General features: G+C 61.0%; 20 protein-coding genes. 18 read left to right on the forward strand and 2 right to left on the reverse strand.

Annotation, left to right across the window (positions count from 1 at the left end; translation table 11 throughout):
• Positions 1-11: 11 nt before the first annotated feature.
• The 3 genes from I8746_RS25455 to I8746_RS25465 all read left to right on the forward strand — a co-directional run bounded on the left by I8746_RS25455 (position 12) and on the right by I8746_RS25465 (position 2,132).
• The gene (locus I8746_RS25455; protein WP_012051717.1) at positions 12-1,337 is read left to right on the forward strand and encodes an MFS transporter; all 1,326 of its coding nucleotides are present in this window, start codon (positions 12-14) and stop codon (positions 1,335-1,337) included.
• Positions 1,338-1,431: 94 nt separating this feature from the next.
• A complete protein-coding gene (locus I8746_RS25460) occupies positions 1,432-1,728 on the forward strand; it encodes a type II toxin-antitoxin system MqsR family toxin (protein WP_010954960.1) in 297 nt (98 codons plus the stop codon).
• A 2-nt stretch (positions 1,729-1,730) separates the two neighbouring features.
• Positions 1,731-2,132 (forward strand): type II TA system antitoxin MqsA family protein, encoded by a 402-nt coding sequence (locus I8746_RS25465; protein WP_003254235.1) that lies wholly within the window; start codon positions 1,731-1,733, stop codon positions 2,130-2,132.
• Between the two features lie 71 nt (positions 2,133-2,203).
• On the opposite strand, the gene I8746_RS25470 is transcribed toward I8746_RS25465, so the two are convergent.
• Positions 2,204-3,886: an electron transfer flavoprotein-ubiquinone oxidoreductase gene (locus tag I8746_RS25470; protein WP_012051718.1), complete on the reverse strand. Its 1,683-nt coding sequence runs from the start codon at positions 3,884-3,886 to the stop codon at positions 2,204-2,206.
• A gap of 535 nt (positions 3,887-4,421) precedes the next feature.
• Here I8746_RS25470 and I8746_RS25475 point away from each other — a divergent pair.
• From I8746_RS25475 to I8746_RS25515, 9 genes are all read left to right on the forward strand, one after another.
• Positions 4,422-5,171 carry an electron transfer flavoprotein subunit beta/FixA family protein gene (locus tag I8746_RS25475; RefSeq protein ID WP_003254232.1) on the forward strand — a complete coding sequence of 250 codons (750 nt, stop codon included), beginning with the start codon at positions 4,422-4,424 and terminating at the stop codon, positions 5,169-5,171.
• Positions 5,172-6,101, forward strand: coding sequence for an electron transfer flavoprotein subunit alpha/FixB family protein (locus I8746_RS25480; RefSeq protein ID WP_010954958.1), 930 nt, complete (start codon positions 5,172-5,174; stop codon positions 6,099-6,101).
• 75 nt (positions 6,102-6,176) lie between these two features.
• Positions 6,177-6,998, forward strand: a complete 822-nt coding sequence (locus tag I8746_RS25485; protein ID WP_012051719.1) for an ABC transporter substrate-binding protein — start codon at positions 6,177-6,179, stop codon at positions 6,996-6,998.
• 9 nt (positions 6,999-7,007) lie between these two features.
• Entirely contained in the window at positions 7,008-7,361 is a 354-nt protein-coding gene (locus I8746_RS25490) for a DUF4398 domain-containing protein (RefSeq protein ID WP_003254227.1), read from the forward strand.
• A complete protein-coding gene (locus I8746_RS25495) occupies positions 7,358-8,170 on the forward strand; it encodes an OmpA family protein (protein ID WP_010954955.1) in 813 nt (270 codons plus the stop codon). Before I8746_RS25490 ends, I8746_RS25495 begins: the two co-directional genes overlap by 4 nt.
• A gap of 171 nt (positions 8,171-8,341) precedes the next feature.
• Positions 8,342-9,784, forward strand: coding sequence for a PLP-dependent aminotransferase family protein (locus I8746_RS25500; protein WP_003254223.1), 1,443 nt, complete (start codon positions 8,342-8,344; stop codon positions 9,782-9,784).
• A 64-nt stretch (positions 9,785-9,848) separates the two neighbouring features.
• Positions 9,849-10,283, forward strand: a complete 435-nt coding sequence (locus tag I8746_RS25505) for a hypothetical protein (protein WP_012051721.1) — start codon at positions 9,849-9,851, stop codon at positions 10,281-10,283.
• Between the two features lie 129 nt (positions 10,284-10,412).
• The gene (locus I8746_RS25510; RefSeq protein ID WP_012051722.1) at positions 10,413-10,667 is read left to right on the forward strand and encodes a YkgJ family cysteine cluster protein; all 255 of its coding nucleotides are present in this window, start codon (positions 10,413-10,415) and stop codon (positions 10,665-10,667) included.
• A 33-nt stretch (positions 10,668-10,700) separates the two neighbouring features.
• The gene (locus I8746_RS25515; protein WP_029380551.1) at positions 10,701-11,306 is read left to right on the forward strand and encodes an START domain-containing protein; all 606 of its coding nucleotides are present in this window, start codon (positions 10,701-10,703) and stop codon (positions 11,304-11,306) included.
• A 113-nt stretch (positions 11,307-11,419) separates the two neighbouring features.
• Here I8746_RS25515 and gltA read toward each other — a convergent pair whose 3' ends face one another.
• Positions 11,420-12,709: a citrate synthase gene (gene gltA / locus I8746_RS25520; protein WP_012051724.1), complete on the reverse strand. Its 1,290-nt coding sequence runs from the start codon at positions 12,707-12,709 to the stop codon at positions 11,420-11,422.
• A 352-nt stretch (positions 12,710-13,061) separates the two neighbouring features.
• Between gltA and sdhC the strand changes: the two genes are divergently transcribed.
• The 6 genes from sdhC (at position 13,062) to odhB (ending at position 20,646) form a co-directional block, all read left to right on the forward strand.
• Positions 13,062-13,448 carry a succinate dehydrogenase, cytochrome b556 subunit gene (gene sdhC / locus I8746_RS25525; protein WP_008091902.1) on the forward strand — a complete coding sequence of 129 codons (387 nt, stop codon included), beginning with the start codon at positions 13,062-13,064 and terminating at the stop codon, positions 13,446-13,448.
• A complete protein-coding gene (gene sdhD / locus I8746_RS25530; protein WP_003254214.1) occupies positions 13,442-13,810 on the forward strand; it encodes a succinate dehydrogenase, hydrophobic membrane anchor protein in 369 nt (122 codons plus the stop codon). The genes sdhC and sdhD overlap by 7 nt, the downstream gene beginning before the upstream one ends.
• 3 nt (positions 13,811-13,813) lie before the next feature.
• A complete protein-coding gene (gene sdhA / locus I8746_RS25535; RefSeq protein WP_003254213.1) occupies positions 13,814-15,586 on the forward strand; it encodes a succinate dehydrogenase flavoprotein subunit in 1,773 nt (590 codons plus the stop codon).
• A gap of 11 nt (positions 15,587-15,597) precedes the next feature.
• The gene (locus I8746_RS25540; RefSeq protein ID WP_003254212.1) at positions 15,598-16,302 is read left to right on the forward strand and encodes a succinate dehydrogenase iron-sulfur subunit; all 705 of its coding nucleotides are present in this window, start codon (positions 15,598-15,600) and stop codon (positions 16,300-16,302) included.
• Positions 16,303-16,548: 246 nt separating this feature from the next.
• Positions 16,549-19,380, forward strand: a complete 2,832-nt coding sequence (locus I8746_RS25545) for a 2-oxoglutarate dehydrogenase E1 component (RefSeq protein ID WP_014755880.1) — start codon at positions 16,549-16,551, stop codon at positions 19,378-19,380.
• 42 nt (positions 19,381-19,422) lie between these two features.
• The gene (odhB, locus tag I8746_RS25550; protein WP_003254209.1) at positions 19,423-20,646 is read left to right on the forward strand and encodes a 2-oxoglutarate dehydrogenase complex dihydrolipoyllysine-residue succinyltransferase; all 1,224 of its coding nucleotides are present in this window, start codon (positions 19,423-19,425) and stop codon (positions 20,644-20,646) included.
• The last annotated feature ends 79 nt before the right edge of the window (positions 20,647-20,725 follow it).

Here is a 20,725-nt window from a genome sequence, read left to right on the forward strand (position 1 = left end):
CGGACCCTGCCATGACTGCCATCGATACCGCTCGCCCGCCCCGGTTCAGCCGCGGCGACCATCGGACCCTGGGCCTGGCGGCGCTGGGTGGCGCGCTGGAAATCTACGACTTCATCATTTTCGTGTTCTTCGCGCTGACCCTCAGCCAGCTGTTCTTCCCGCCCGAGATGCCCGAATGGCTGCGCTTGCTGCAAAGCTTCGGAATCTTCGTCACCGGCTATCTGGCGCGGCCGCTGGGCGGCATCCTGATGGCGCACTTCGCCGACCACCTGGGGCGCAAGCGGGTATTCAGCCTGAGCATCCTGATGATGGCCCTGCCGTGCCTGCTGATCGGGGTGATGCCGACCTATGCCGACATCGGCTATGCCGCCCCGCTGATCCTGTTGGCCTTGCGCATCCTCCAGGGGGCTGCCGTAGGCGGTGAAGTGCCAAGCGCCTGGACATTCGTTGCCGAGCACGCGCCCAACGGGCGGCGCGGTTATGCCCTGGGCTTTCTGCAGGCCGGGCTGACTTTCGGCTACCTGCTGGGGGCGCTGACCGCCACCTTGCTGGCGCAACTGTTCACCCCGCAGGAAATCCTCGATTACGCCTGGCGCTACCCGTTCCTGTTGGGTGGGGTGTTCGGTGTGGTGGGTGTGTGGCTGCGCCGCTGGCTCAGTGAAACACCGGTGTTCCTCGCCCTGCGCGCGCGCCAGGAGCAACCTGTGACGTTTCCGCTGCGGCAAGTGCTGGGCGAGCACCGCCGGGCGTTGATCCCTGCCGCGTTGCTGACCTGTGTGCTGACCTCGGCGGTGGTGGTGCTGGTGGTGATCACGCCGACGGTGATGCAGCAGCGTTTCGGCATGACTGCCGGGCACACCTTCGCCCTCAGCAGTGTGGGCATCGTCTTCCTCAACATGGGCTGCGTGCTGGCCGGGCTGCTGGTCGACCGTGTGGGTGCCTGGCGCGCGCTGATGCTGTATAGCCTGTTGCTGCCGCTGGGTATTGGCGCGTTGTACGCCAGCCTGGTGGGGCAGTGGGGCATGACCTGGCTGGCCTATGCGCTGGCGGGGTTGAGCTGTGGCGTGGTGGGGGTGGTGCCCTCGGTGATGGTGGGGCTGTTCCCGGCGCAGATCCGCGTATCGGGCATTTCCTTCACCTACAACGTGGCCTACGCACTGTGGGCCAGTACCACGCCGTTGGCACTGATTGCGCTGATGCCGTGGAGCCCGTGGGTGTGTGTCGGGTTTTGTCTGATCATGGGCGCGGTGGGGCTGCTGACGGCCTTGTATTTCGGGCGTCGTGAGCCATTGGCGTTTGCGGCTGAGCCGATGCCGGTCATGTGTGGCGACAAATGAGCCGGTAACGGCTGCGGGGCATTGGGGCAGACTTCCAGGTGGGGGCTATTGGAATAACCTATTAGCCAAATTTAACCTGGAAGGTTAATTTCTCATGGAAAAGAGAATGCCTCATTGCCCGCTGGAGCGGGTAAAAGCCCTGGCTGCGGCAAGGCGAATCCGCCCTACGGGTGCTGCATTGAAAGGCGCCAAGGCGCTGGGAATGGATTTTCCGGGCATGCTTGAGGTGATCACCAGCTTGAAGCGCACTGATTTCTACAAGAGCATGACCAGCCATATTGACCACCGGGTTTGGCAGGATGTGTATCGCCCGCTTACAGCAATTGGGTACGTTTATTTGAAATTGTCCGTGGTAGACGACGTGCTCATCGTGTCTTTCAAGGAGTTGTAACCATGAGATGTCCAATATGCGGCGGCTCGGAGCTTGCACCTGACATTCAGGGCATGCCCTATAGCTACAAAGGCGAGATGACAGTGATCCCTGAGGTAAGTGGCGATTACTGCTCCGCATGTGGTGAATGTGTACTGAGTCATGATGAAGCCATGCGCGTCAGTCACTTGATGACGGCATTCGAGCGCCAGGTCAACGCAAATGTTGTGGATCCTTCCTTTATTGCCTCCATACGCAGAAAGTTCGACCTCGACCAGCGTGAAGCGGGGGAAATCTTCGGTGGTGGGGTCAATGCGTTCTCCCGTTATGAAAACGGCAAGACCACCCCGCCAGTGGCGTTGGTGAAACTGCTCAAGCTGCTGGATCGCCATCCAGAACTCTTTGAGGAAGTGCGTACTGCCTGATAATGGCAGCCAACAAAAAGCCCCCGGCTCATGAGAACCGGGGGCTTTTTGTTGCCGCAAGGGCAGGGGCCTTACATGTTCGGGTAGTTCGGCCCGCCAGCGCCTTCAGGGGTGACCCAGGTGATGTTCTGGGCCGGGTCCTTGATGTCGCAGGTCTTGCAGTGCACGCAGTTCTGCGCGTTGATCTGGAAACGCTTGTTGCCGTCTTCCTGGGTGACCACTTCGTACACGCCGGCCGGGCAGTAGCGCTGGGCTGGCTCGTCGTACAGCGGCAGGTTGCTGGCGATCGGTACGCTCGGATCGGTCAGCTTCAGGTGGCAGGGTTGTTCCTCTTCGTGGTTGGTGCTGGAGAGGAATACCGAGCTGAGCTTGTCGAAGCTGAGCTTGCCGTCCGGTTTCGGGTAGTCGATTTTTTTCGAGTCGGCGGCCAGCTTGAGGCAGGCATAGTCCGGCTTGGTGTCGTGCAGGGTGAACGGCAGCTTGCCACCGAACCAGTTCTGGTCGACATAGTTGAACGCCGCGCCCAGCAGCGGGCCGAACTTGTGCATGGCCGGGCCGAAGTTGCGGCTGGCGAACAGTTCTTCGTACAGCCAGCTCGCCTTGAAGGCGCTGACATAGCTGTTCAACTGATCACCGCCTTCGCTACCGGCGATCAATGCGTCGGCCACTGCTTCGGCAGCAAGCATGCCGGACTTCATCGCGGTGTGGCTGCCCTTGATCTTGGCCACGTTCATGGTGCCCAGGTCGCAACCGATCAGCGCGCCACCCTCGAAGACCATTTTCGGCAGCGAGTTGATGCCGCCCTTGGCCAAGGCGCGGGCGCCGTAGCTGATGCGCTTGCCGCCTTCGAGGTACTGGCTGATCACCGGGTGGTGCTTGAGGCGCTGGAATTCGTCGAACGGCGACAGGTAGGGGTTGGCGTAGGACAGGTCGACGATCAGGCCGACCACCACCTGGTTGTTTTCCAGGTGATAAAGGAACGAGCCACCGGTGTTTTCCTTGGCCACCACGTCCAGCGGCCAGCCGGCGGTGTGTACCACCAGGCCCTGTTCGTGCTTGGCCGGGTCGATTTCCCAGATTTCCTTCAGGCCGATGCCGTAGTGCTGGACGTCGGACTCGCTGTCGAGGTTGAAGCGTTTGATCAGTTGCTTGCCAATATGGCCACGGCAGCCTTCGGCGAACAGGGTGTACTTGGCGCGCAGCTCCATGCCCGGGGTGTACAGGCCGTCCTTGGGGTTGCCTTCACGGTCGACACCGAGGTCGCCGGTAACGATGCCGCGGACCACGCCGTTGTCGTCGAACAGCGCTTCCTGGGCGGCGAAGCCCGGGTAGATCTCTACACCGAGGTTTTCGGCCTGCTGCGCCAGCCAGCGGCACAGGTTGCCCAGCGAGATGATGTAGTTGCCATGGTTGTGCATGGTCTTGGGCACGAACAGGTCAGGCACCTTGGTCGCGCTGCCGGCATCCTTGAGCACGTAGATGTCGTCGCGCTTCACTTCGGTGTTCAGCGGTGCGCCGAGCGCTTTCCAGTCGGGGAACAGCTCGTTCAGGGCGCGGGGCTCGAACACTGCGCCAGAGAGGATGTGGGCGCCGACTTCAGAGCCTTTCTCCACCACGCAGACGCTGATTTCGCTACCGGCTTCGGCGGCCTTCTGCTTCAGGCGGCAGGCGGCGGACAGGCCCGCCGGGCCGGCGCCGACGATGACCACGTCGAATTCCATGTATTCGCGTTCCACTGGTTCTCTCCTACTCATCAAGGCTCGTGCTGTTGCTTTGTCTTATGGGTGCGGGGCATTCGCAGCGGTTCTACGCAACGGCGGAACTGTAGCTGGGCAAATGACGGACTACACCGTTTTGTCTTGGCCGCGCATTATATCTACACCACTTGGCGGGTCCAATACAAACGTTTGTTTGAATTTGCCGCAGGCCAGTAAAATCACAGGAACGCGGCTGGAGGGTGACCGATTTGCCGTATTGACCGGAATGGGTGTTACGGTCAAGATACGAGCGGTTTTACGTTCGCCGTAGGCTTGCAGCCGGGCGCAGGTACACCTCTAAAGACCAGGTGTGGAGCAGGGTTTTGCGGGCTTAGGCCAGTTTGTAGTGGAGTTTACACGCCACGACAGGAAATGACCCGTGAGGATTTGTCGCAAGAGTCCGAACAAGACTGTTTGGTCACTGTGAAGTTGCTGCCTCCCGATACGTTTTTAGAGGTGCCCTTGTACCCACGCGCATCGCTGGGCTCTGCCCCAGGCGACTATCTATTCACCGGAGAGTAACGAGGAATCCATGAAGGTTCTTGTAGCTGTCAAACGAGTGGTCGACTACAACGTCAAGGTTCGCGTCAAAGCGGACAACTCCGGCGTCGACCTTGCTAACGTCAAGATGTCCATGAACCCCTTCTGCGAAATCGCCGTCGAAGAAGCCGTGCGCCTGAAGGAAAAAGGCGTTGCGACCGAGATCGTCGTCGTTTCCGTCGGCCCGACCACTGCCCAGGAGCAACTGCGTACCGCCCTGGCCCTGGGTGCCGACCGTGCCATCCTGGTAGAAGCCGCTGACGAACTGAACTCCCTGGCCGTGGCCAAGGCGCTGAAGGCCGTTGTCGACAAGGAGCAGCCGCAGCTGGTCATCCTCGGCAAGCAGGCCATCGACAGTGACAACAACCAGACCGGCCAGATGCTGGCCGCGCTGACTGGCTTCGCCCAGGGCACCTTCGCTTCCAAGGTCGAAGTTGCTGGCGACAAGCTGAATGTCACCCGTGAAATCGATGGCGGCCTGCAGACCGTTGCGCTGAACCTGCCCGCGATCGTCACCACCGACCTGCGCCTGAACGAGCCACGCTACGCGTCGCTGCCGAACATCATGAAGGCCAAGAAGAAGCCGCTGGAGACTGTTACTCCAGACGCACTGGGCGTTTCCCTCGCCTCCACCAACAAGACCGTGAAGGTTGAAGCCCCGGCTGCCCGCAGCGCGGGCATCAAGGTCAAATCGGTGGCCGAACTGGTCGAGAAGCTGAAGAACGAAGCGAAGGTAATCTAAATGACTATCCTGGTTGTCGCTGAATACGAGGCCGGCGCCGTAGCCCCGGCCACCCTGAACACTGTCGCTGCAGCCGCCAAGATCGGTGGTGATGTGCACGTCCTGGTCGCTGGCCAGAACGTCGGTGGCGTTGCCGAATCCGCTGCCAAGATCGCCGGCGTTGCCAAGGTGCTGGTGGCTGATAACGCCGCCTACGCCCACGTCCTGCCGGAAAACGTCGCGCCGCTGATCGTCGAGCTGGCCAAGGGTTACAGCCATGTGCTGGCCCCGGCTACCACCAACGGCAAGAACATCCTGCCACGTGTTGCCGCGCTGCTGGACGTGGATCAGATCTCCGAGATCATCTCGGTCGAGTCCGCCGACACCTTCAAGCGCCCGATCTATGCGGGTAACGCCATTGCTACCGTGCAATCGAGCGCGGCCATCAAGGTGATCACCGTGCGTACCACCGGCTTCGACGCCGTGGCCGCCGAAGGTGGCTCGGCTGCCGTCGAGGCTGTTGGCGCTGCGCACAACGCCGGCATTTCGGCTTTCGTTGGCGAAGAGCTGGCCAAGTCCGATCGCCCAGAGCTGACCGCAGCCAAGATCGTCGTTTCCGGCGGCCGTGGCATGGGCAACGGTGACAACTTCAAACACCTGTACAGCCTGGCCGACAAGCTCGGCGCCGCCGTCGGTGCTTCGCGCGCCGCGGTCGACGCAGGCTTTGTGCCGAACGACATGCAGGTCGGCCAGACCGGCAAGATCGTTGCGCCACAGCTGTACATCGCCGTCGGTATCTCCGGCGCGATCCAGCACCTGGCCGGCATGAAAGACTCCAAAGTGATCGTGGCGATCAACAAGGATGAAGAAGCGCCGATCTTCCAGGTGGCTGATTACGGCCTGGTTGCTGACCTGTTCGAAGCGGTGCCGGAGCTGGAAAAGCTGGTCTGATCCGCCTGCTTCACTTATAAAGAACCCGGCCCTCGTTTTGAGGGTCGGGTTTTTTTATGGCTTGAGGGGTGAGGGATGACGTTGCGCGGAACGGGCAGGGTGCTGGCATGTGTGGCGCTGTTGGTGTCACCACTGGCCATGGCCGCAGGCAAGTGCGAGCGCCTGGTGGCGACCGGCAGCCCTGATGCGCCGCCCTATTCGTGGCAGGACCCGAAAGACCCGAAGCACCTGATCGGCGCCAACGTTGACCTGTTGCGCCAGGTGGCGGAAGAGCTGGGTGTGAAGGTCGAGGTGCTGAGTGCCGGTCGCCGTGATCAGGCGCTGGAAGAGGTGCGCAGCGGGCGCATGGACCTGCTGCTCGACACCCCCATGCAGGTGGAGCAACTGACCGCGCTGGACTACATCCATCCGCCGTTGCAGCTCAATGAGTACCTGGTGTGGACCCGCCACGATGCAGCGGTGACCTTTGATGGCCCGGCCGATCTGGCCAGGTACCAGGGCAGTTTGTCCGAGCGTGCGCGCCTGACCCCGGCCTTTACTGCGTTCGCCAAGGCCCAGCTCAAGCTGGTGCCGGCGCAGAACCTGACCCAGGCGTTCCAGAAACTGGTACTAGGCCAGGTGGATTATGTGCTGGCTGGCCGTTACTCCGGTATGGCCATGGCCCAGAGCCTGGGTATGAGCAATGACCTGATAGCCCGCGGCTTGCCGGTGGACAGGCCGGGCCTGTACCTGGCGCTGTCGCACAACTCGGCGTGCAATGACAGCTGGTTGCGTGGGCAATTGGCAAAAAAACTGACAGAATTGCCGATCTCTGGTGCATCCGAAGCTGTGCTGCAACGTAATGTCGAGCGCTGGAAAGCGCAGTTGCACGTGCCTGCGGACGCCCCCAAACACTAGGAAGATTGCGTGAGAACCCAACCACTAATCCTCGCCCTGGCCGTGCTCGGCCTGGCTGGCTGCGCCAATGATCCGGCCCCTGACGAGCAGATGCGCATTTCCGAACAGGCTCTGGACCAGGCCAAGGCCGTCGGCGCCACTGAGCAGGTAGAAACGCTGAAACTGGCTGAAGACAAGCTGGCCCGCGCCAAGGCCAACATGCTTACCCAGGACTATCGCGATGCGCGCATGCGCGCCGAGCAAGCCGAGCTGGATGCGCGCCTGGCCGAGGCCCAGGTGCTGAACCAGAAGAGCGAAGAGCAGCTGCAGGTGCTGCAGTCGCGGGTCAAGCGCTTGCGCAAGCAACTGGAGGTGCAGCCATGATCCGTCGTACGCCTTTGGCTGCACTGGCATTGTTGGCGCTGACGGCAGGTTTGCAAGGTTGCGCCAGCCAGCGCAGCAGTGCCGCGCTGGATGAGGCCACCGTTGCCTTCCAGGGGGTCAAAGATGATTCCGATGTGCTGCGCAGCGCGCCGCGTGACGTGATTCGGGCGGGTGAATCGCTGGCTCGCGCCGAGCGCCTGTCCAGTTACATCGGCACCGGTTCTGATGTGCGGCATTATGCTTACCTCAGCCAGCGCTACAGCGAGATTGCCCGCGAGCATGCCAAGCTGGCGCTGAACCAGGAGCGCCAGGCCAAGCTGGACCTGGAGCGCCAGCGCCTGCAGTTGGCCTTGCGTGAGGCCAAGCTGGCCAGCGTGCAGCAGCAGGGCAAGTGGGTCGAGTCGCAGATTGCCGCGTTGGCGTCGGAGCAGGCCGATCGTGGCTTGGTGATGACCTTGGGCGATGTGCTGTTCGATACCGGCAGCGCCGACCTGAAGAACTCGGCCAGCCGTACTGTGCTCAAGCTGGTGCAGTTCCTGCAGCTCAACCCGCGCCGGGTAGTGCGTATCGAGGGCTATACCGACAGTACTGGCGCGGGCGAGGAGAATCTCAAGCTGTCGCGCGACCGGGCGCAGTCCGTGGCCGACATGCTTGTGGACCTGGGCATCGATGAAAAGCGCCTGCAGGTTGAGGGCTATGGCGACCAGTACCCGATCGAGGCCAATGCTTCGGAGCGGGGCAGGGCGCAAAACCGTCGAGTGGAGATCGTATTCTCCGATGACAAGGGTCGGCTCGCGCCAGCGCGCTGAGTCTTGTCGAAACGGGCCGCTTTGCGGCCCGTTTTATGTCGGTTTAATCGTTTCGATAGCGGTCACGCTGTTGTATTGTCGACTATGTTGCGATCTGTCCCAGTACACTTTGCAACTGTTACGGTATTCTCTACCGTCAGTGACCCGTACAAGAATAACGAGCATGTCGACATGACCAACCTGCTGCTGTACCAGCGTATCGCCCAGCAACTGGCCGATGATATCCGTCGCGGCGTCTACCAGCCAGGCGAGCGGGTACCCTCCGTGCGCAAGATGAGCGCCCAGCTCAACGTCAGCCATGCCACGGTGTTGCAGGCCTATGCCAATCTTGAGGACCAAGGGCTTATCCGGGCGCGGCCGCAGTCTGGCTATTACGTGCACCAGACCCCTGCCTTGACCGCGCAAACCCCGGACATCGCCCGGGTGGAGCGCCCCGGCCTGGTCACGCGCGCCAGCATCATCCAGCAGGTGCTGACTGAGGCGCGCCGCGATGGTGTGTTCCCGTTTGGCGCTGCAGTGCCGCATGTCGACTACCTGCCAGTGCGCGCCCTGCATCAGCAAATCGCCAAGGTGACGCGCTTCCACAGCCCGCGCGCCTTCAGCTACATGTTCAGCCCCGGTTTCGAGCCGCTGCGCCGACAGATTGCCATACGCATGCGCGATGCCGGCGTGCTGGTCGACCCGCGCGAAGTGATCGTGACCCATGGGTGTGTCGATGCCCTGCAGATGTCGCTGCGGGTGCTCACCCGCCCAGGTGACCTGATCGCCGCCGAGTCGCCGACCTATTACGGCTTGCTGCAGCTGGCTGACCTGCTGGGTTTGAAAGTGATCGAAATCCCCAGTGACCCGTCCACCGGTATCAGCCTCGAAGCCTTGCAACTGGCGGCCAACCAATGGTCGATCAAGGCGCTGGTGCTCACTGCGCGCTTGAGCAACCCGCTGGGCGGCACCGTTCCCGAAGAGCGGCAAAAGCAATTGCTGCGCCTGGCCTCGGACTTCGATATCCAGATCATCGAGGATGACATCTACGGTGAGCTGATGTTCGAGCAGGGCAAGACCAAGGCGCTGAAGGCGTTCGACCGGCTGGACCGGGTGATCTACTGTTCGAGCTTCTCCAAGACCCTGTCCCCTGGGGTGCGGGTGGGCTGGATGATCGCCGGGCGTTACCAGGACGAGATTCAGCGCCTGCAGACGTTTACCACCCACTCGGCCTGTAGCGTGACGCAGATGGGCGTGGCAGCCTACCTGGAGAATGGCGGCTACGATCGGCATCTGCGCTACATACGCCAGGAATATCGCAAGAACCTCAGTGCCTATCAGCTGGCAGTGCAGCAGCACTTCCCCGAGGGTACCCAGATGACCCGGCCGACAGGCGGCTTCATTCTCTGGGTGAGCCTGCCGGGTCGGGTCAATACCCAGGAGCTGCATGTGCGCGCGCTGGAGCAGGGCATCAGCATTGCCCCTGGACTGATATTCAGTAACACAGAGCAGTTCAACCACTGTGTCCGACTCAACTGCGGCATACCTTGGAATAAAGAGGCCGAGCGGGCTGTGATTACGCTCGGTTTGCTGGCGCAGCAGTTGTGCAGGGAGACTGCGGTTACGCTTTTGTAAGGCTTGCAAGCTGCCTGTGGAACAGGGAGCATACGCATTTTTCCTGCCAGTCTGTCCATTTGCCATGAACGTTTTGCGCTGCTTTGTTCTGATCGTGTGCCTTTTGCCGTTTTGCTGCCCGGTCGTCCCTGCCTTGGCTGCGCAACCGGCAAGCGAGGTTCAGGCAGCTCAGGGTAAGCACGTGCCAAAAAAGGCGACAGCCAAGTCCGCGCACAAGCCGGTCAGCAAAGCGGTTGCCAAGCCATTGCCCAAGACAGGGCTGGACCTTAGCTTGCCCGTCGAGATGGTCAACAACCTTGAGCCGAATGTGGGCACGCTTTCCCCAATCCAGCGGCGCAAACCTTTGTTGCCGCCCATGTTCACAGAAAAGCCAGAGACCAATGACAGCCCGTTCCAGCTCAATGGCCGGCTGATCAACAACGAAATGCAGCTGCAACTGCGCAATGATAGCCGTCGTGAGGTGGAGGGCGCTGCCATCGATTTCGAGTATCGCCAATAGGCGAGTACTGACTGCTGGGTCACAGCAGATTTCATCGTGCCAGCAATTTCAAACGACTGTTTGAGCGGTTACTATCCAGGGACGTTCGTCCCGTTTTGTTCCAGGGAGTCCTGATTTTGGTGAATAGCCATGAAATGCCGTGAGGGCTGTGGTGCCTGCTGCATCGCCCCGTCCATCACTTCTGCGATGCCGCTAATGCCCAATGGCAAGCCGGCGGGTGAGCGCTGTCTGCACCTGACTGCGGCCAACCTTTGCGACCTGTTCGGCAAGCCCGAACGGCCGGCGGTGTGCGGTGGCTTCAAGGCGGATGCCGAGGTGTGCGGCAGTGATCGTGACGAGGCAATCAGGATTCTTGGCTGGTGGGAGCAGATGACGGCGGCGTGACAGGCTGGATCTTCGACAACAAGGATAAACATGATGAGATCGTTCAAGCGTATTGCACTGCTGTGTGGCATGGGTGTTCTGCTGGCACCGGCGGCCTGGGCCGAGAACTGGCAAGTGGCCAAGGACGAGGAGGGGATCAAGGTATCCCTCAGCGAAGTGGCGGGTTCCAAGTACAAGGCTTACCAGGGTGTTACCTTGATCAAGGCGCCGCTGGCCAAGGTGCAGGCGCTGCAGGAAGACGTGGCCGGTGCCTGTGCGTGGATTCACGAATGCAAGTCGCAGAAGCTGCTCAAGCACGAGGGCGACCAAAGTTGGACCTACACCCAGTTCAATACGCCTTGGCCGGTGACCCCGCGTGATTCCGTGCTGCACATTACGACCGTCAAGGAGGCGGATGGCAGCCTGACCCGTAACCTGAAAGAAGAGCCGACTTACCTGCCGGAAGAGAAGGGTTTTGTTCGGGTGGCAAAAGTCGAAGGCTTCTGGAAGCTGGTGCCCAAGGGTGACAGCACTGAAGTGACCTACCAGGTGCACACCGAGCCAGGTGGTAGCGTGCCGGCGATGGTGGCCAACAAGTTCGTGGTGGATGCGCCGTTCAATACCCTGAAAGGGCTGCGCGAGCGGGCGGAGAAAAACTGAGGTTTTGTGGTGTCTGTGCCGACCTCTTCGCGGGCAAGCCCGCGAAGAGGCCGGTACAGGACAAATAAAAAAGGCTGCCCGAGGGCAGCCTTCTTGCGTTCGGCTACTGCAGCTTACTTGCGGTCTTTCAGGTCAACGATGTCGCGCTTCTGCTCACCGGTGTACAGCTGGCGCGGACGGCCGATCTTGTACGGGCTGGAGAGCATTTCTTTCCAGTGCGAGATCCAGCCCACGGTACGTGCCAGGGCGAAGATCACGGTGAACATGCTGGTCGGAATGCCGATCGCCTTGAGGATGATCCCCGAGTAGAAGTCGACGTTCGGGTACAGCGAACGCTCGATGAAGTAAGGATCGGTCAGGGCGATCTCTTCCAGGCGCATGGCCAGTTCCAGCTGCGGGTCGTTCTTGATGCCCAGCTCGCGCAGGACTTCGTCGCAGGTCTGCTTCATCACGGTGGCGCGCGGGTCGCGGTTCTTGTACACGCGGTGACCGAAGCCCATCAGCTTGAACGGGTCGTTCTTGTCCTTGGCCTTGGCGATGAATTTGTCGATGTTCGAAACATCGCCGATTTCATCCAGCATGGTCAGTACGGCTTCGTTCGCACCGCCGTGGGCCGGGCCCCACAGTGCGGCGATACCGGCGGCGATACAGGCGAACGGGTTAGCACCCGACGAGCCGGCCAGACGAACGGTGGAGGTGGAGGCGTTCTGCTCGTGGTCGGCGTGGAGGATGAAGATCCGGTCCATTGCCTTGGCCAGCACCGGGCTGATCGGTTTGATCTCGCACGGGGTGTTGAACATCATGTGCAGGAAGTTTTCCGCGTACGACAGGTCGTTGCGCGGATACATCATCGGCTGGCCCATGGAGTACTTGTAAACCATCGCAGCCAGGGTCGGCATCTTGGCGACCAGGCGCACCGCGGAGATTTCGCGGTGTTGCGGGTTATTGATGTCCAGGGAGTCGTGATAGAACGCCGACAGTGCGCCGACCACGCCGCACATCACCGCCATCGGGTGAGCGTCGCGGCGGAAGCCGTTGAAGAAGGACTTCAACTGCTCGTGAACCATGGTGTGGTTCTTCACGGTGCTGACGAACTGGGCCTTTTGCTCGGCATTCGGCAGTTCGCCGTTGAGCAGCAGGTAGCAGGTTTCGAGGTAGTCGGACTGTTCGGCGAGTTGCTCGATCGGGTAGCCGCGGTGCAGCAGGATACCTTTGTCGCCGTCAATATAGGTGATCTTCGACTCGCACGAGGCAGTCGCCATGAAACCTGGGTCGAAGGTGAAGTGACCAGTGGCCCCTAACCCGCGGACGTCGATTACATCAGGACCAACGGTGCCGGTTAAAATGGGCAGCTCGACGGGGGCAGCGCCCTCGATGACCAACTGCGCTTTTTTGTCAGCCATGTGGCCTCCTATTAATGCTTGAAATCATCAGACAGACCCCCCACGCAGGGCCCGCACCACTATAGAGGGATAAATTCAGATGTCAATTTGCCTAAAGGCTTGTTGAATCAGGCATTCAAGCCTGATTTTTCCCGAAATTCTCGCCCATTTACGCCTTTTGTTCATTAAAGGCAATGCGCTATTTGGGCTACCCCGTCACGTTGTCATAAGCAGCCTAACTGTCTATACTCGGCACCCGACCGCCAGGGGCTTGCAAGCCCGAACTGCTGGGGGTCGCCGTTCCCTGGGTGGTGGGTACCTGACCAGTACACTTACCAACAACTTTGCCCTGATTCGCTAGGGGCTCTTCAGTGTGAAAAAAGCCGTGAAAAGCCAACGACCTGTAAACCTAGACCTAAGGACCATCAAGCTCCCCGTCACTGCGTACACGTCCATCCTGCACCGTATCTCCGGCGTCATCCTGTTCATCGGCCTTGCCATCATGCTTTATGCACTGGGCAAGTCGCTGGGTTCCGAGGAAGGCTTCGGTGAGGTGAAGGCGTGTCTGACCAGCCCGCTGGCCAAGTTCGTGACCTGGGGTCTGCTGTCCGCCCTGCTTTATCACCTCGTGGCAGGTGTTCGTCACCTGATCATGGACATGGGTATCGGTGAGACGCTGGAAGGCGGCAAGCTGGGCTCGAAAATCGTGATCGTCATCTCCGTGGTGCTGATCGTTCTGGTGGGAGTTTGGGTATGGTAACCAATGTCACGAACCTGTCGCGTTCGGGCCTCTATGACTGGATGGCGCAGCGCGTTTCTGCGGTCGTTCTCGCGGCTTACTTCCTCTTCCTGATCGGCTACGTGGTCGCCCACCCAGGCATCGACTACACCCAGTGGCATGGTCTGTTCTCCAACAACGCGATGCGGATCTTCAGTCTGCTGGCCCTCGTTGCCCTGGGCGCTCACGCCTGGGTCGGCATGTGGACCATTGCAACCGACTACCTGACGCCTATGTCGTTCGGCAAGTCGGCAACTGCGATTCGTTTCCTGTTCCAGGCGGTATGCGGCGTTGCGATGTTCGCTTACTTCGTCTGGGGTGTGCAGATTCTCTGGGGTATCTGATCCATGGCTAGCATTCCAACCATTTCCTTCGACGCCATCATCATCGGTGGCGGCGGCGCCGGCATGCGCGCAGCGCTGCAACTGGCTCAAGGCGGCCACAAGACTGCCGTAGTCACCAAGGTCTTCCCGACCCGTTCGCACACCGTATCCGCCCAGGGCGGCATCACTTGCGCCATCGCTTCGGCCGACCCGAACGACGACTGGCGCTGGCACATGTACGATACCGTCAAGGGTTCCGACTACATCGGTGACCAGGACGCTATCGAATACATGTGTCAGGAAGGCCCGGCTGCGGTCTTCGAACTGGACCACATGGGTCTGCCGTTCTCGCGCACTGAAACCGGCCGCATCTATCAGCGCCCGTTCGGTGGTCAGTCCAAGGACTTCGGTAAAGGTGGCCAGGCCGCCCGTACCTGTGCCGCTTCGGACCGTACCGGTCACGCGCTGCTGCACACCCTGTACCAGGGCAACCTGAAAGCGGGCACCACGTTCCTCAACGAGTACTACGCAGTTGACCTGGTGAAGAACCAGGACGGCGCATTCGTGGGTGTGATCGCCATCTGCATCGAAACCGGCGAAACCCTGTACATCAAGTCCAAGGCCACCGTACTGGCCACTGGCGGTGCAGGCCGTATCTACGCGTCCACCACCAACGCCCTGATCAATACCGGTGACGGTATCGGCATGGCCCTGCGTGCAGGCGTGCCGGTGCAGGACATCGAGATGTGGCAGTTCCACCCGACCGGTATCGCCGGCGCCGGTGTACTGGTCACCGAAGGTTGCCGCGGTGAAGGTGGCTACCTGATCAACGCCCACGGCGAGCGCTTCATGGAGCGTTACGCGCCGAACGCCAAAGACCTGGCCGGCCGCGACGTGGTTGCCCGTTCCATGGTCAAGGAAATCATCGCCGGCAACGGCGTGGGCCCGAACAAGGACCACGTACTGCTGAAGCTGGACCACCTGGGCGAGGAAGTGCTGCACAGCCGCCTGCCAGGTATCTGCGAACTGTCCAAGACCTTCGCCCACGTCGACCCTGTGGTCGCGCCGGTGCCGGTGGTTCCAACCTGCCACTACATGATGGGCGGCGTTGCCACCAACATCCATGGCCAGGCCATCACCATGGACGCCGACGGTCAGGATCACATCATCCCGGGCCTGTTCGCCGTAGGTGAAGTGGCGTGCGTATCGGTTCACGGTGCCAACCGCCTGGGCGGCAACTCGCTGCTCGACCTGGTGGTGTTCGGCCGTGCTGCCGGCCTGCACCTGGAGAAGGCGCTGAGCGAGGGCGTGGAATACCGCGACGCCAGCGACACCGACGTCGATGTTGCCCTGAACCGCCTGAACAAGCTCAACGAGCGTACCAGCGGTGAAGACGTTGCCAGCCTGAAGCGCGAGCTGCAGAGCTGCATGCAGAACTACTTCGGTGTATTCCGTACTGGCGAATACATGCAGAAGGGTATCGAGCAACTGGCCGGTCTGCGTGACCGTATCGCCAACGTCAAGATCAACGACAAGTCCCAGGCCTTCAACACCGCGCGTATCGAAGCGCTGGAGCTGCAGAACCTGCTGGAAGTTGCCGAAGCTACCGCCATCGCGGCGGAAGCCCGTAAAGAGTCCCGCGGCGCTCACGCCCGTGAAGACTTCGAAGACCGTGACGACGAAAACTGGCTGTGCCACACCCTGTACTACCCGGGTGAGAAGCGCGTTGCCAAGCGCGGCGTCAACTTTGCGCCGAAGACTGTTCCAGCCTTCGAACCAAAAGTCCGGACTTACTAAGGGTGGCTGCTATGTTGAAAGTCGAAGTTTATCGTTACAACCCGGACACCGACTCGGCGCCAAAAATGGAGTCGTTCGACGTCGATACCGGCGGCAAGGACCTGATGGTGCTGGATGTATTGGCACTGATCAAGGAAAAGGACGAGGGTTTCTCGTACCGTCGCTCCTGCCGTGAAGGCGTTTGCGGTTCCGATGGCATGAACATGAACGGCAAGAACGGCCTGGCCTGCATCACCCCGCTGTCGGCGGTCGTGAAGGGCGGCAAGCTGGTTCTGCGTCCTCTGCCAGGCCTGCCGGTCATTCGTGACCTGGTGGTCGATATGAGCATCTTCTACAAGCAGTACGAGAAGGTGAAGCCGTTCCTGCAGAACGACACCCCGGCCCCGGCCATCGAGCGCCTGCAGTCGCCGGAAGACCGTGACAAGCTGGACGGCCTGTACGAGTGCATCCTGTGCGCGTGCTGCTCGACTTCCTGCCCGTCGTTCTGGTGGAACCCGGACAAGTTCCTGGGCCCGGCAGCCTTGCTGCAAGCCTACCGCTTCCTTGCCGACAGCCGCGATACCAAGACTCAGGAGCGCCTGGCGTCCCTGGATGACCCGTTCAGCGTATTCCGCTGCCGCGGGATCATGAACTGCGTAAACGTTTGCCCGAAAGGTCTGAACCCGACCAAGGCAATCGGTCACGTACGTAACATGCTGCTGCAAAGCGGCACCTGATACAAAGCGTTGTACCTGCAGTAAGCCGAGGTGCGGGTGGTGAGCCCGCACTGAGGTAAAACCCGAACAAGGGCCCACAAAGCCCGCGTTCATTACCTATGAAGATATGAGACCAGCAGGGGCTTTCCGGGCTGGTACCCGGAAAATCAGCAGGATCCAGGTGGCGTGGTTCAGTCGCTGTTTTCGGACTTTTCCAGGTTTGCTGTGGCTCTCGCCGATCAGTCCCCTAATCGAGGGTGACCAAGCATGCAAGAAAGCGTGATGCAGCGCATGTGGGATAGCGCCCACCTTTCAGGTGGTAACGCTGCATATGTGGAAGAGCTCTACGAGCTCTACCTGCACGACCCTAACGCTGTGCCAGAAGAGTGGCGCACTTACTTCCAGAAGTTGCCAGCCGACGGCAGCACCGCTACTGATGTATCGCACTCGACAATCCGCGACCATTTCGTACTGCTGGCAAAGAACCAGCGCCGCGCTCAACCGGTTTCCGCCGGGAGCGTGAGCAGTGAACACGAGAAGAAGCAGGTTGAAGTTCTGCGACTGATCCAGGCCTATCGTATGCGCGGCCATCAGGCTGCCAAGCTCGACCCGTTGGGGTTGTGGCAGCGCCCTGCGCCCGTAGACCTGTCGATCAATCACTACGGCTTGACCAATGCCGATCTTGATACGACCTTCCGTGCCGGCGACCTGTTCATCGGCAAAGAGGAGGCGAGCCTACGCGACATCTTCGATGCACTCCAGAAGACATATTGTCGCACCATTGGCGCCGAATTCACCCACATCGTCGATTCCGAGCAGCGCAGCTGGTTCCAGCAGCGCCTGGAAAGCGTGCGCGGCCGTCCGGAGTTTTCCGCTGACGTGCAGGCCCACCTGCTCGAGCGCGTGACCGCCGGTGAGGGCCTGGAAAAGTACCTGGGCACCAAGTACCCGGGCACCAAGCGTTTCGGCCTTGAAGGCGGCGAGAGCCTGATTCCGATGCTGGATGAAATGATCCAGCGTTCCGGCTCTTACGGCGCCAAGGAGGTCGTGATCGGCATGGCCCACCGTGGCCGCCTGAACGTGCTGGTGAACACCTTCGGCAAGAACCCGCGCGAGCTGTTCGACGAGTTCGAAGGCAAGAAGATGAACGAGCTGGGCTCCGGTGACGTGAAGTATCACCAGGGCTTCTCCTCGAACGTGATGACCCCGGGTGGCGAAGTGCACCTGGCCATGGCGTTCAACCCGTCCCACCTGGAAATCGTTTCGCCGGTGGTCGAGGGTTCGGTGCGCGCCCGTCAGGACCGCCGCAACGACACCATTGGCGACAAGGTGCTGCCGATCTCGATCCACGGCGACGCTGCGTTCGCTGGCCAGGGCGTGGTCATGGAAACCTTCCAGATGTCGCAGACCCGCGGTTTCAAGACCGGCGGTACCGTGCACATCGTGATCAACAACCAGGTTGGTTTCACCATCAGCAACCCACTGGATGCGCGCTCCACCGAGTACGCGACCGACGTTGCCAAGATGATCCAGGCACCGATCCTGCACGTGAACGGCGATGACCCGGAAGCCGTGCTGTTCGTCACCCAGCTGGCCATCGACTACCGCATGCAGTTCAAGCGTGACGTGGTCATCGACCTGGTCTGCTACCGTCGCCGTGGCCACAACGAGGCTGACGAGCCGAACGGCACCCAGCCGCTGATGTACCAGCAAATCAGCAAGCAGCGCACTACCCGTGAGCTGTATGCCGAGCAGCTGATCCAGGCCGGTCGCATCGACGCCGAGCGCGCTCAGGCCAAGATCGACGAGTACCGCAACGCGCTGGACAATGGCCTGCACGTGGTGAAAAGCCTGGTCAAGGAGCCGAACCGCGAGCTGTTCGTCGACTGGCGTCCGTACCTGGGCCATGCCTGGACCGCGCGTCACGACACCCGTTTCGACCTCAAGACCCTGCAGGATCTGTCGGCCAAGCTGCTCGAGCTGCCGGAAGGTTTCGTGGTCCAGCGTCAGGTGTCGAAGATCTACGAAGACCGTCAGAAGATGCAGGCCGGTGGCTTGCCGATCAACTGGGGTTATGCAGAGACCATGGCTTACGCCACCCTGCAGTTCGAAGGTCACCCGATCCGCATGACCGGCCAGGACATCGGCCGTGGCACCTTCTCGCACCGTCACGCGGTGCTGCACAACCAGAAGGACGCCAGCACCTACATTCCGTTGCAGAACCTGTTCCCTGGCCAGCCACGTTTCGATCTGTACGATTCGTTCCTGTCCGAGGAAGCGGTACTGGCCTTCGAATACGGCTACTCCACCACCATGCCGAACGCGCTGGTGATCTGGGAAGCCCAGTTCGGCGACTTCGCCAACGGTGCGCAAGTGGTGATCGACCAGTTCATCACCAGTGGTGAGCACAAGTGGGGCCGCCTGTGTGGCCTGACCATGCTGCTGCCACACGGCTATGAAGGGCAGGGGCCGGAGCACTCCTCCGCGCGTCTGGAGCGTTACCTGCAGCTGTGCGCCGAGCACAACATCCAGGTCTGCGTACCGACGACGCCGGCACAGATTTACCACCTGCTGCGTCGCCAGGTCATTCGCCCGCTGCGCAAGCCGCTGGTCGTCCTGACGCCGAAGTCGCTGCTGCGCCACAAGCTGGCCATCTCGACCCTGGAAGACCTGGCAGAAGGCTCGTTCCAGACCGTGATCCCGGAAATCGACGCAATCGATCCGGCCAAGGTCGAGCGTCTGGTGCTGTGCAGCGGCAAGGTCTACTACGACCTGCTGGAAAAACGCCGTGCCGAAGGCCGCGAAGACATCGCCATCCTGCGTATCGAGCAGCTGTATCCGTTCCCTGAGGACGATCTGGTCGAAATCCTCGCCCCTTACACCAACCTCAAGCATGCGGTCTGGTGTCAGGAAGAGCCGATGAACCAGGGTGCCTGGTACAGCAGCCAGCACCACATGCGCCGTATCCTGGGCCGCCACAACAAGGCACTGGTCCTGGAATACGCCGGTCGCGACGCTTCTGCCGCGCCAGCCTGTGGTTACGCTTCGAAGCACGCCGAACAGCAGGAAAAACTGCTGCAAGACGCCTTCACTGTCTAACGCCTTCGCGCACCTGAAACCGAATTTAAGGAAACACAGATAATGGCTATCGAGATCAAAGCCCCAACCTTCCCGGAATCGGTTGCCGATGGCACCGTTGCCACCTGGCACAAGAAGCCGGGCGAAGCCGTCAAGCGTGACGAGCTGATCGTCGACATCGAGACTGACAAGGTTGTCCTGGAAGTACTGGCGACTGCCGATGGCGTGCTGGGCGACATCGTCAAGGGCGAGGGCGACACCGTCCTGTCCGACGAATTGCTGGGTTCGATCGTTGAAGGCGGTGCTGCCGCCGCGCCTGCCGCGGCCGCCGCACCAGCAGCGGCTCCGGCCGCTGCCAGCGCTGACGCCGGCGAAGATGACCCGATCGCTGCCCCGGCTGCGCGCAAGCTGGCTGAAGAAAACGGCATCGACCTGGCTACCGTGGCAGGCACCGGTAAAGGCGGTCGCGTCACCAAGGAAGACGTGGTTGCTGCTGTTGCCAACAAGAAGTCGGCTCCTGCCGCTGCACCGGCTGCCAAGCCTGCCGCTGCTGCCGCTGCCCCGGTTGTCGTCGCCGCTGGCGACCGTACCGAGAAGCGCGTGCCGATGACCCGCCTGCGTGCCAAGATCGCCGAGCGTCTGGTCGAAGCCCAGTCGAACATGGCGATGCTGACCACCTTCAACGAAGTGGACATGACCGAAGTCATGGCCCTGCGTTCGAAGTACAAGGACCTGTTCGAGAAGACCCACAATGGCGTGCGCCTGGGCTTCATGTCGTTCTTCGTCAAGGCTGCTACCGAAGCGCTGAAACGCTTCCCGGCTGTCAACGCCTCGATCGACGGCAACGACATCGTCTACCACGGCTTCGCCGACGTCGGTGTTGCCGTGTCCAGCGACCGTGGCCTGGTGGTGCCGGTGCTGCGTAACGCCGAGTCGATGAGCCTGGCTGAAATCGAGAACGGCATCGCTACCTTCGGCAAGAAGGCCCGTGACGGCAAACTGTCCATCGAAGAGATGACCGGTGGTACCTTCACCATCACCAACGGTGGCACCTTCGGTTCGATGATGTCGACCCCGATCGTCAACCCGCCGCAGGCTGCCATTCTCGGCATGCACAACATCATCCAGCGCCCGATGGCCATCAATGGCCAGGTCGTGATTCGCCCGATGATGTACCTGGCGCTGTCGTACGATCACCGCCTGATCGACGGCAAGGAAGCGGTAACCTTCCTGGTCACTATCAAGAACCTGCTGGAAGATCCGTCTCGCCTGCTGCTGGACATCTAACCCTCTGGCTGCGTACCGTGCCGGGCCTGGCTTCGCGAGAAGCCATGCCGCGCGGTTCGCGGCTTGTAGCTTGTAGCTG

The sequence above is a fragment of the Pseudomonas sp. USTB-Z genome, assembly GCF_019691255.1.
GTDB lineage: Bacteria > Pseudomonadota > Gammaproteobacteria > Pseudomonadales > Pseudomonadaceae > Aquipseudomonas > Aquipseudomonas alloputida.